At 47.0% G+C, this 12,419-nt stretch carries 5 protein-coding genes; 1 reads left to right on the top strand and 4 read right to left on the bottom strand.

The annotated features are described in order from the left end of the window. Positions 1–123: 123 nt before the first annotated feature. Positions 124–1,743: an NAD(P)/FAD-dependent oxidoreductase gene (locus QUB68_RS23290; protein ID WP_332996894.1), complete on the bottom strand. Its 1,620-nt coding sequence runs from the start codon at positions 1,741–1,743 to the stop codon at positions 124–126. 349 nt (positions 1,744–2,092) lie between these two features. Here QUB68_RS23290 and QUB68_RS23285 point away from each other — a divergent pair, with 349 nt between their 5' ends. After that, a complete protein-coding gene (locus tag QUB68_RS23285) occupies positions 2,093–2,683 on the top strand; it encodes a chorismate lyase (protein WP_332996892.1) in 591 nt (196 codons plus the stop codon). Positions 2,684–2,905: 222 nt separating this feature from the next. On the opposite strand, the gene QUB68_RS23280 is transcribed toward QUB68_RS23285, so the two are convergent. From QUB68_RS23280 to QUB68_RS23270, 3 genes are all read right to left on the bottom strand, one after another. Beyond that, positions 2,906–4,213 (bottom strand): cytochrome P450, encoded by a 1,308-nt coding sequence (locus QUB68_RS23280; RefSeq protein ID WP_332996890.1) that lies wholly within the window; start codon positions 4,211–4,213, stop codon positions 2,906–2,908. Positions 4,214–4,362: 149 nt separating this feature from the next. Then, complete coding sequence (locus QUB68_RS23275) at positions 4,363–9,417, bottom strand: PAS domain S-box protein (RefSeq protein ID WP_332996888.1); 5,055 nt, start codon at positions 9,415–9,417, stop codon at positions 4,363–4,365. An 852-nt stretch (positions 9,418–10,269) separates the two neighbouring features. Beyond that, on the bottom strand, positions 10,270–12,231 hold the full coding sequence (locus QUB68_RS23270; protein WP_332996886.1) for an ABC transporter ATP-binding protein: 1,962 nt from the start codon (positions 12,229–12,231) through the stop codon (positions 10,270–10,272). Positions 12,232–12,419 lie beyond the last annotated feature (188 nt).

Here is a 12,419-nt window from a genome sequence, read left to right as displayed (position 1 = left end):
AGATGCCCGTTCCACAGAAAAAAATAATTTTGTGGAACGGGCATCTTGCCCGTTCCAAAATGTGATTAAAAGGACTTTTGTAAGAGATATATTGTTGTAAATTAAACTTACCTCGAAATCAGCTCAAATGTTGTGATTAGAAGATTGCAAAATACTCAAAGCAACGGCCTCCGCTACCTTAATCCCATCAATCCCCGCCGACAGAATTCCACCCGCATATCCCGCACCTTCCCCAGCAGGATAAAGACCCTCTGTATTCAAACTTTGATAATCCTCCCTGCGCTTGATCCGAATAGGTGAAGAAGTGCGCGTTTCTACCCCAGTCAAAACCGCATCATCCATCGCAAATCCCTTAATCTGTTTCTCAAAAGCCGGCAGTGCTTCGCGGATGGCTGCGATCGCAAAATCCGGCAAACTTTCGCTCAAATCAGTCATCACAACTCCCGGCGTATAAGAAGGCTGCACAGCGCCTAGCGCCGTCGAAGGCCGATTTGCCAAAAAATCACCGACAAGCTGCCCGGGGGCGTTGTAAGTGCCACCTCCTAACTCAAATGCCCGTTCTTCTAGGCGGCGCTGAAACTCAATTCCCGCTAACGGATGACCGGGATAATCTTCCGGCGTGATACCCACCACAATCCCGCTATTAGCATTGCGTTCGTTGCGAGAATATTGACTCATCCCATTAGTGACAAGTCGCCCCGGTTCGGACGCCGCCGCCACTACCAAACCACCGGGACACATACAGAAACTGTACACAGAACGACCATTTTCGCAATGGTGAACCAGTTTGTAATCGGCGGCGCCCAAAAGCTTGTGGCCCGCGCGATCGCCAAAACGGCAGCGATCGATCGTAATCTGCGGATGTTCCACCCGAAAACCAATGGAAAAAGGTTTAGCCTCGATGTAAACTCCCCGCGAAAATAACATTTCAAAAGTATCGCGGGCGCTGTGTCCCACCGCCAAAATAATATAATTACTAGCAATATATTCTCCACTGGCTGTGGTAAGTCCCTGTACTTTTCCATTTTCGATGTGAATATCTTCCACGCGAGTTTGAAACCGAATCTCTCCGCCTAAGGATTCGATTTGGGCGCGAATACTTTGGACAATTCCCACCAGTTTGAAAGTGCCAATATGCGGTTTATTAATATAGAAAATTTCCGGTGAAGCTCCCGCATTTACAAGTTCCGCGAGTACCTTGCGCCCGTAATGCTGAGGATCTTTAACTTGGCTGTAGAGCTTGCCATCGGAAAAAGTACCGGCGCCACCTTCGCCAAACTGGGCGTTAGATTCTGGGTTAAATTCTGCTTTTTTCTTCCAAAATCCAAAAGTATCAACTGTGCGATCGCGCACAGCTTTCCCCCGTTCCAACAGGATAGGGCGGAACCCCATTTGTGCCAGCATCAGCCCTGCAAACATCCCGCACGGCCCCGTACCGATCACAATGGGCTGAATCGTCAAATTGCTGGGGGCTTGGGCTACATAGCGATAACTCGTGTCTGGCGTTACCATGACATGAGGGTCTTTTTTGAGGCGTTGGAGAAGTTCGTTTTCCTGTGTCGTCTCGACATCTACAATATAGACAAGGACGATTTGTGCTTTTTTGCGAGCATCGTAGCTGCGCTTAAATATGGAATAGCTGAGCAATTCTTCGGGGGGAATTTGCAGCTTTTTGACTATGGCGCTGGCGATCGCATCTTGAGGATGATCTAAGGGAAGTTTGATTTCGGTTATTCGTAACATATAGTAGAAGTCAGTTGTCAGTTGTCAGTTGTCAGTGGTCAGTGGTCAGTGGTCAGTTGTCAGTTGTCAGTTGTCAGTAGAAAAATCCCATAAAATCAGTCGAATAAGAGTATTTAGGACTTACGCACGGGTAGCGAAAAAGCGTTTTTTTTTACCAGAAGAGGCGTTGCAACCCGCTGATTTCGCACAAAACCAGGTTATGAGAGTTGGAGTGCGATCGCGAACTTTATTATAACTATTTGACCCGACATCATCTGGGCGATCGCCTGTTGATTGTAAATTTTAGATTTTAGATTCCATAACTTCAGAAGCGTTATAATAAACGAAAAATTAAGTTTTGTAAAGACCCTTGACTGCAACATTCACACCCAAAAACAGCCAAACTTGGCACGCTCTCAACCCCCTGTGGGAAGGAGCAGAAGACGCAGTACAGAAAGGTTTACCCCACACCAAGCTAGCACCGGCATGGCAAATACTGCTCTTGGGCGACGGTTCCCCCACCCGTCACCTGCAACTGCTGACAGGGGAGCCCACAGAAGTAGATGTCATCGATATGTCCTTAGTGGGTGAGGATGCAGACGGCGCGCCGCCGCAAATTGTCGCCGTGCCCGGGCCGCGCCTGCGCCGCCAAGTGTGGCTGCGGACTGCTTCGGGACAGCGCCTCGCCTACGCGACTTCTTGGTGGGAAGCGAGTCACGTAGATGAATATTTGGAAAATAAATCTTTGCCAATTTGGGCGAGTTTAGCGCGCCTGCGGACTGAATTGTATCGCGATGTGCAAGGTATTTACTGCGGTGAGTCGGTGGTTTTGGAGTCGGCTTTTCAACAGTCGGGGCCTTTTTGGGGGCGACACTATTTGTTTTGGCATCACGGAAAGCCGCTGACGCTGATTTATGAGGTGTTTTCGCCTTATTTGACTAAGTATTTGGGGCCGATGTAGTTGCGATCTTGTTGGCGATCGCATCAACATGAGAAAGTCCGAACGATCGAACCAGTGACTAAAGTAGGGTGCGTCAGCTAAGGAGACGCTATCAGCTCACAATCTCATGAGTGACGCACCACGGAATCAATGGTGCGTCAGTTATGAGATTTTTAGGATGATTGAAACATCGCAAACTGACGCACCCTAGGCATACTAGGAGAAGGACTAAAGTCCTCACTACTAACCTGCAATTTTTCGCCGAAACTTCACTCGCAAACCATCGCGCGGATGCGGAGTCGGTACTCGAATTAAATTTAAATCTTGATCGGGTAATAGCTCCCATTCGCACTCCCTCACCATCCTCGCCGCAAACAGTTTCATTTCCAACCGCGCGAATTCTTTCCCCAAACATTCCCGCAAGCCGCCGCCGAAGGGCACGTAACTGAAAGGTTTCGCATTTGTCGATCGCTCGGAGCTAAATCGATCGGGGTCAAAGCGATCGGGTTCGGGATAAACTGAGCTATCCTGATGCGTCTGATTGATTTCATAAAGCAGGCTCCAACCCTGGGGAATTTCGTAGCCCCCGAACTCGCAAGCCTTAATTACCCGGCGGAAACCGCCTCCCACCGGCGGAACCAACCGCAGCACTTCTCGCATCACCTGCTCTAAATAAGTCATTTGTTTGAGCTGTTCCAAGTTTAGCGCTTCAGTGGCGGGAAACTGCTGTTGTTCGGCGCAAACTTTTGCCATCACACCGGGGTTTTGAGCCAGCAGAAGGCAAAAAGAGGCGATCGCCGAAGTCAGAGTTTCGTGTCCCGCAAACAACAGCAACAGCACTTGATCCTTCAACTCTTCCAAACCCAGAGAATTACCCTCATCATCGCGAGCACTAATTAGCAAACCCAAAGCATCATTACCGCCGGGGGCTTGTTCCTGTCTGTCTCGAATAATATTTTCTAATTCAGCTAACAGCAAATCGCGGCACTTTTTCGCCTTCCCAAACTTAGTCCAAGGCACATCTAAAGGAATCGAAAATAAACCGTCGCACCAAGTTTCAAAATAATGTCCCAGGGCAGTTTCCGAACCATTGTCAATCCCAACCAACAACTTACCAGCCACATCAAAAGTATAATTCCTCAGTTCGGGATACCAAGCAAACTCGCTCATTTGCGTCCACCTTTGCAAGTAGCGCTCAGTGATATCTTCCATCCCGCCGATGTAGCCCGCCAGAGCTCGCGGCTGAAATGCTTGGTACAATAACTTGCGCCGATTTTGATGTTCGGCACCCGTTTGCAGCGCCAAGGAAAGCGGCCCTAACAGCGCTTTGGTGCTCGGAGGCCAACTCACAACAAAATATTGGTTTTCATGGCTTAAAACAAACAAATTTGCCTCTTGGCCGGACACAAACACGGTCGGCTGTCCGAGGATGCTGGTTTTGAAAATTGGCCCGTACTGTTGGTGGCGTTTTTTGGCGAATTGGGAATCTTGCAAAAAGTTGAGGGTATCGCCAATTAGAGGTAAACCCAAACTACCTGGAGGTAATGCCATTTTAGATTTTAGATTTTAGGTTTTAGATTTTAGATGTTTAATATCATATCAATTTCAGAGAAATTTGGTAAAATAACCCTGATCGGCTCGTAGTGAGGACTTCAGTCCTCTAATTTTGAGAAGGACTGAAGTCCTCACTACAAACCAATTTAATTTTCTCTTTTTTTAATCGGAATCTCGATCGCAAATTCAGTGCCTTTACCCACCACCGAGAAACAGTTGATTTTACCTTTATGTTTTTCGACAATAATTGAATGTGAAATTGCTAAACCCATCCCCGTTCCCGAACCGATCGGTTTTGTAGTATAGAAGGGGTCAAATATCCGCTGCTTGACTTTATCGGTGATACCTGCACCGTTGTCCGCAATTACGATCGCAGCGATATTACCTTCAACCTCTGTACGGATGCGGATAATTGCCGGAGTTTCTAGCGATTCTTGTAAAGCGTCGATCGCGTTAGCGATAATATTCATAAACACCTGATTTAACTGTCCGGCGTAGCACTCCACCAGCGGCAATTGTCCGTATTCTTTGACGACTTGAATTGCTGCGCGATCGGGCTGAGCTTTCAGACGGTGTTCTAAAATCATTAATGTGCTGTCGATGCCTTCGTGAATGTTAACATTTTTCATGTCAGATTCATCGAGGCGAGAGAAATTCCGCAAACTCCGCACGATATCCCGGATGCGAGTTGCTCCCACCTGCATCGAAGACAGCATTTTCGGCAAGTCGTCTAGCAAGAAATCTAGTTCTAATGCCTCTATTTCATCCTGAATAGCTTGAGCAGGTTCCGGGTATTCATCTCGAAACATTTGCAGCAATTTCATCAGGCTTCCGGTGTATTCTTCGGTGTAGGTAAGATTGCCGAAAATAAAGCTGACCGGGTTATTGATTTCGTGGGCAATTCCTGCTACCATCTGACCGAGACTCGACATTTTTTCGGCTTGAATGAGCTGGGTTTGAGCTTGCTGGAGTTCGCACAGAGTTACTTCTAGTTGGGCAGCTTGTTCTTGCGCTATCCTGGCTGAATCGACGCTTTGAGTGTAGAGTTCGGATTGGCTGATGGCGATCGACAATTGATCGCAAATTGCCGATAGCAACTCCACTTCGTCTTTTGTCCACCTGCGAATCTCGTTGCAAGCAGCGCAGGCAACAACTCCAATTAAACCCCCTGCACTCTTCACTGGCAAATCCAAGACAGATTTGTAACCCACCTGCAAAAAGAATTCTCTTTCTACTGCATCGCTCAAAGTTGCAACATCATCTATTTGGTAGATTTCTAATTTCTCTATTTTTTGCGCCACCGTCCCGGTTACATCAGCAGGGTAATAACCCAAAAGCGAGAACAAGTCATCATTTTTAGCTTCGTGGACGACATCCCAAGCAGGTATCTCGGCCTCGGACACATACCACATAAACAAGCAGCGATCGAGTTGCAGCAAGTCGCGAATTTGCTGCACAGTTGTTGCTAAAATAGTATCTAAATCGAGAGATTTGCGGATTTGACTGCCTAGCTGGTTGAGCAATTTTTGCTGCATGGCGGATGCTTTAGCTTCGGCGGTGGCGAGGCGAGATGTTTCGTAGAGTTCGGCTTGATTAATGCCGATCGACAATTGATTGCCCACTGCCACTAACAGTTCCACTTCTTCATCGCTCCAACACCGCACACCGCTAGAAGCGTAACAGCAAATTACCCCTATTTTACCTGAAGATGTCTGAATGGGAATGTCTAGCATAGACTGTAATCCTATAGACAGGAAAAAATCCCGCTCTATTGGATCGGTAACATTTCTAAAATCAGCGACCCTAATTATTTCAAAATTGGCAATTCGCTCGGCTTTAGAGCCAGTTATATCAGCAGGATATACGCCCAACAAAGAAGGCAAATCAGTATTTTTGGACTCGTATTCCACATTCCAAACTGCTGATTCTTCGTGAGGCACATACCAAATAAACGAACAGCAATCGAGCATCAGTAACTCACGAATCTGTCGTACAGTTGTTGCTAAAATAGTATCTAAATCCAGAGATTCGCGGATGTTGCTCGCTAGTTGATTCAGGAGCGCTTCCTGCTCAGCTAATTTGCGGAATCGCGCTTCGGAGTCTTGCAATCTTCTCTGAGATTCTTTTTGTTTAGTCACATCGAAACCCAAACCGATTAAGCCGATCGCCCTGCCCCAATCATCTTTGACCTGAACTTTTATTGTCTCCAAATTGTGATATTCACCGTCAGCAAATTGCAGAATTTCTTCAGAATGACAGGGAATATCTTGACTCCAGGCTTGCACGTCAGATGCCATGCAGTTAGCAGATGCTTCCACTCCCAAAACTTCGGAATAGTCAGATGCTGCTAAAAATCTTGATTCGGGAATAGCCACATCTTCGCAAAAAGTTTTGTTGACTAATAACATCCGCCCGCTACGATCTGTCATCCATACCCAGATTGGAGCATTGTCAATAATTCCCCTCAATGTTTGCTTTTGTGTGGCGAGAGCTTCTTCTGTTTGTTTGCGCTTAATTCCCAGGGCGATCGAATCGGCAGTTGATGCCAAAGCAACCAGCGTTGATTCTGTCAACTCCTGACGGGCAAACATCGCGATTACTCCCACCAACTGATTGTCAACAATTAGCGGATATCCAGCAAAAGCTACCATTCCCTCTCGCGCCGCCCATTCTCGATCGCTGACACGAGGATCTTCTAGAACATCATTAGTCAAGTGGGGTTGTCGTTCTTTAGCTATTAAACCAATCTTGAACTGGCCGACAGGAATGCGACTGTGAGCACCGTTAATATGAGTGTACATCCCCGAACTGGCTTGCAGCTCCAATACATTTCCCTGTTCATTTAGCGTCCAAATCCTAGCAAACGCAGCATCCAAATGATGGACAATTGCATCGCAGCAATTTTGCACAATTGTAGACAAAGTGTGGTTTTGAGTCAGAGCAATTCCGATATCTGCTGTGAATATAGAAAGTTTTAATTGTGCTGCTAAAGCTTGTTCGGCTTTTTTGCGATCGGTAATATCGACAGCAGCACCAACAATACGACAAATTTTTCCAGATTCGTCTCGCAGCGGGTTCAAAGTTGTGAGAGACCAAAATTTTGTATGGCCAAAATCAACAGCTTGTTCGTAGGAGATCGAGGTGTTTTTTAGCAGACATTCTGTTAATTTAGACCGGAAAAATGCTGCCGTAGACTCTGACAAAATCTCTTCTGGAGTTTTGCCACACCCCAACTCGCTGCTGAGGCCAGTGAACAACTCTGATGCTCGATTCCAGCCACTATAGCGAAGCTCTCCGTCTGCGCCGACATCTAGTACGAAAATGTTGTAGTCCACACTGTCATAAATGCTGCTCAGAAATTCTTTTTGCTGCTGCATTTCTTGTTCTGTTATTTTGCTCTCTGTAATGTCGGAGTGTGCTCCCACCCACTGGCGAACGCTGCCGTCTGCATTCAATACGGGCACAGCGCGCACGCTCATGTACCTGTACTCGCCGTCGTGCCGCAGCAAGCGGTGTTCTACTTGGTATAAAGTGCGGTTGGCAACTGCATCAGACCAAATCCTGGCAGTATGTTCTCTGTCGTCTGGATGGATGTTATTGATCCACCCCCAGCCTTTGAGTTCGTCGTAAGTCTGTCCCGTAAATGCACTCCATCCTGTTTGTTCGGTGACAAATTCGCCTTCGGCTTTAGTATCCCAAACAATTTGGGATGTGGCTTCAATTAAGCAGCGGTAGCGTTCCTCGCTTTCTTGCAGGGCTTGTTCTGCTTGTTTGCGATCGCTAATATCGCGAGAAACTCCCACTACGCCGGTGATGTTTCCGGCTCGATCGCGCAAAGGACTTTTGGTAGAAAGAAATGTCAGGATGTTGCCCTCACTATCCGTTGCTACTTCCTCGATCGTTTCTTCCATACCAGATTGCAAGATCCGGCGGTCATTTTCCACCAGTATATCCGCAATTTCCGTCGGAAATAATTCTGCATCTTTTTTGCCAATAATTTCTGATTTTGGCTTGCCCATAATGCCCGCAGCCGTAGAATTGACCAATAGGTAGCGGCTCTGAGTATCTTTGACAAAAATGCTGTCGCCTGTACTTTCGATGACGTTTTCAAACAAGATGTTGCTCTCTAGCAGCGCTGCTTCTATTGCTTTGCGATCGCTAATATCGCGAGATATGCCAAGTACGCCGACTGCATTTCCTTCCGAGTCTCGCCAAGGGCATTTTGCTGTGAGCAGCGTCCTCATTTCTCCATTTTTTGGGACAAGTTCTTCATAGCTTGAATTTTCTCCCGCTGCCATTGTCTTGCGGTCTCCTTCGATAATTTGCTGGGCAATTTCTGGGGGAAATAAATTTGTATCGTCCCGGCCGAACATTGCCTCCGCCGATATTTCCAGCCAGTCAGCAGCAGCCGAATTTACGAGCGCGTAGCGGCCTTGAATATCTTTAACAAAAATGATATCCGATGTGCTTTCAATCACGGATCGCAAGATAGAATTGCTGTGCTGGAGTGACTCTTGGGCGTGTTTGCGATCGGTAACGTCGCGGCCGACAGCATACATCAATTCTTCTTCGCAGAAGGGGCTAGCAGTCCAGGCTATCCACTTGTAAGAGCCGTTTCGACACCGCCAGCGGTTTTCAAACTCAACGGTATTATTCCCCGCAGCAATGCTTTCAGCTTCTTTTAGGGTAGCTTCGCGATCGTCTGGATGCACGAATTCGATGAAGAGTTTGCCAACCATTTCTGCTGGGGAATAGCCGAGGATTGTTTCTGCTGCTGGGTTGATGCGTTTGAGATAACCGTCAAAACCAATGACGCACAGCATATCTAGCGAGAGGCTAAAGGCGCGATCGCACTCGTCGGATTTGCTGGATTGGTCGTTTTTCGCAGTAGCAGAGGCGTTTGAGCGCGCCGCCAACAGGACAATATTTGCGATTCCCAAAAATCCGAGGGCGAATTGGCGATCGTACAAATTATAACCGCTGCCAGCTACGAGCAACCCGTTTAGTACAAGCAGTACCGCGATCGCAATGGAGAATATGCTGCTAGGTGCGATCGTCCCTAGGCTAATTTTTTTTTCATCCTGCATTCTGCATTCGGCCTTTGGTCTTCTGGTAACTACCGTAAATTTTAGCGGCAATAATTGCATTAAATTAAACAACTTACTGTTTTTATAACCTGCTATTTTAACGGACTTATTCATGAATTTAATCCAATTTTGTGGGCAAATTTTATCAATTTGAAAATCCGATAAAAATGTTTTAATACTGTTAATTTTTCCTAGCTTGCTATAGCAATCACCACAGCGGTGAGGACATAAATAACCTCATGAATAGAGCCTCATAACCCATAGCCTAAACGGTTTGATTTCCTGATTCTGCAACTGTTAACTGTCCACTGTCAAGTGTCCACTGCTATAACTCTAGCCCCAGCTAACTTGCGTAAATCTACGCAAGATGACCAGAGGATTAAGTGTATTTACCGAATTAGCGGTCGAGCTTTTTTACCGGGTGCGCATTTTATAATTTTTCCGACAGATATAAAGGGTTTATCTCTAATATTGCACTAAATATTGCTGCTAGTCATTAGACATTTGGCCTAATCTAGCTCGTTGTGGATGCAAAACTTACTTAATTATTTAGGGTGTGCTGTACAGCTTACCGCGTGAGAGTAGCGTGTCTAACCACTTTTTGCCTGAGTTGCGATCGGGTTTGATATACGAAAATACTGCGTGGAGTACCCCTGACTGCTGGTTGAAAAACCCCCAATCTTAGTCAAATTCAACCAAATTTAACAGTAGCTTGAAATTGTGAATTTAAAATGAAGATAAACTGCTGATTTGTCAAGATATAGCAGTTGACAGTTGACAGTGGACAGTTGACATTTGCATAACCCGAATCAAACCATTGATGCAGTACGGGTATCGGCTCTATTCATTCCGGTTATTTATGTCCTCACCGATGTGGCTGTTGCTATAAGACGGTGGTTGAAACCGCGTAAGCGTCAAACGAAGTATCCGCAGGCGTAGGGGTCAAGGCGCAGCAGACAAAGCAGCTTAGCGGCCTGATTGCTGTTGCCGAATTCGCTCCAAATTACCCGCCGGAATAGCAGCTATAAGTTGCCGTGTGTAAGCTTGCTGCGGTTGGCGGTAAATGCGCTCGGCTGTGCCAATTTCCTCGATTTTACCTTTGTTCATGACGATCGCGCGATCGCTCATAAACTTGACCACGCTCAAATCGTGAGAAATAAAAATATAAGTGAGTCCAAACTCTGTTTGCAACTCCTTCAGCAAATTTAAAACTTGCGCCTGCACCGACACATCTAATGCAGAAACCGATTCATCGCAAATAATAAACTTAGGATTCAAAGCCAAAGCTCTAGCAATACAAATTCGCTGCCTTTGTCCCCCGGAAAACTCGTGAGGATAGCGCCGCATAAAATCTGGATTCAAACCCACTCTATCCAACAAATAAGCCGCGCGATCGCGCTGTTCTTTCTGGTTATTACCAAAGCGGTGAATTACCATCGGTTCCATCACCGCCTCCCCAACACTCAGGCGCGGATCGAGAGAACTAAAAGGATCTTGAAAAATAATTTGCAAATCACGTCGCAGCCACCGCAATTTGCGATCGTACTCTTTTTTGATCCGATAATTAGCCATCCACTGCGATCCCGAACTACTTTTCGCAGGAGGCGTAATTTCTTGACCTTCAAAAAACACTTGACCGCTGGCTATCGGAATTAATTGCAGCAAAGCTCTCGCTAAAGTTGATTTGCCGCAGCCAGATTCGCCCACCAAACCCAAAGTCTCGCCCGGGTAAACCTCAAAAGAAATATCGTTGACTGCCATAAACAAGCGTTTGGTTTCGCCAAACATTCCCTGCACCGGAAAACCGACTCGCAAGTTATTAACAGCTAGCAAAGGGCCGGAAATATGCGGCAGTCTAGGCGGTTTTCCATTGGCAAAAGCGGAAAGTCCGCCGCTGCTGTCGCTGTCTAAATCGACATTTTTCTCTACAATTACTAATTCGCCGCTAGCATTTGTGCTGACATCCATAAAATCGGAAACTGTCGGCAAACGTCGCAGTTGGCGTTCGAGAGTTGGGCGGCAAGCTAGCAGACCTTTTGTGTAAGGATGTTGGGGATTGCTGAAGATTTGCTCGATCGCACCGCATTCAACAATCTTGCCTCGATACATCACCGCCACGGTATCGCCAATTTCCGCAATGACGCCCAAATCGTGGGTAATAAAAATCATTGCCATGCCTCTAGAGTCCCGCAACTCGCGCAGCAAAGCTAAGATTGTTGCCTGCACGGTTACGTCTAAGGCGGTTGTGGGTTCGTCAGCAATTAATAAGGTTGGATTGCAAGAAATGGCCATTGCAATCATCACGCGCTGGATTTGACCGCCGGAGAGTTCGTGGGGGTAGCGATCGAGCATAGCTTGTTTTTGGCCGTTGACGAGCTGCATCAAATCGCGATCGGCATCCCGAACCGCTTCTTGCCGCCGGGCCAAACACGTTTGCCGGAGTTCCTCGTCACCCGGTAGCAGCTTCACCTCTTGCAGCAGAGAAGCAGCCTTGCGCCGCGCTTCTGTCTGGGATACCTTTTGGTGCAGACAAATGGCTTCAGTGAGTTGAAAGCCGATCGTATAAACAGGATTCAGCGAACTCATCGGCTCTTGAAAAATCGTCGCAATCTGGCTGCCGCGGTAGGTTTGTTTTTCCCTGTCCGGCATTTCCAGCAGATTCACAGGTTGCTTGCTAGTGCCGTCTGCTGTTGCAGAAAACCAAATTTCGCCCTCGATTTTCGTTGACGAACTCGACAGCAAACCCATAACAGCGAGGGATGTTACCGATTTTCCTGACCCAGATTCTCCCACAATTCCCAGAGTTCGCCCTCGCTTCACCTCAAAGGAAATGCCGTCAACAGCTTTGACTGTTGCGGACGCATCGCCTGCGTCCGCAGATTGAAATTCAACCCGCAGGTTGCGAACTTCTAGGACGGTTTCACTCATGGAGGTCTACGGCAAAAGTTAAAGGGAGATTATGTGGATTGTAGCAGGGCTTGTTGAAGGCAGTTCATTCAGTTGACAGTTGACAGTTGACCTGGGACAGCACTTGACAAAAGAAGTCCGAGGATTGGAGTAATGAATAGTCTGATTTTAATTTCTCGCCTTTAGGGCTTGGGGCTTTAAACCAATTC

Origin of the sequence: Microcoleus sp. A006_D1 (genome assembly GCF_036702805.1) — a bacterium.
Lineage (GTDB): Bacteria > Cyanobacteriota > Cyanobacteriia > Cyanobacteriales > Microcoleaceae > Microcoleus.
The sequence above is the reverse complement of the archived record's forward strand: the minus strand, read 5'-3'. Positions and strand labels throughout refer to the sequence as shown.

What these genes read in the sequence shown, in the direction of transcription:
- QUB68_RS23290 (WP_332996894.1), bottom strand. Translation starts at nt 1,743, where the DNA reads ATGTTACGAATAACCGAAATCAAACTTCCCTTAGATCATCCTCAAGAT.
- QUB68_RS23280 (WP_332996890.1), bottom strand. Translation starts at nt 4,213, where the DNA reads ATGGCATTACCTCCAGGTAGTTTGGGTTTACCTCTAATTGGCGATACC.
- QUB68_RS23275 (WP_332996888.1), bottom strand. Translation starts at nt 9,417, where the DNA reads ATGAATAAGTCCGTTAAAATAGCAGGTTATAAAAACAGTAAGTTGTTT.
- QUB68_RS23270 (WP_332996886.1), bottom strand. Translation starts at nt 12,231, where the DNA reads ATGAGTGAAACCGTCCTAGAAGTTCGCAACCTGCGGGTTGAATTTCAA.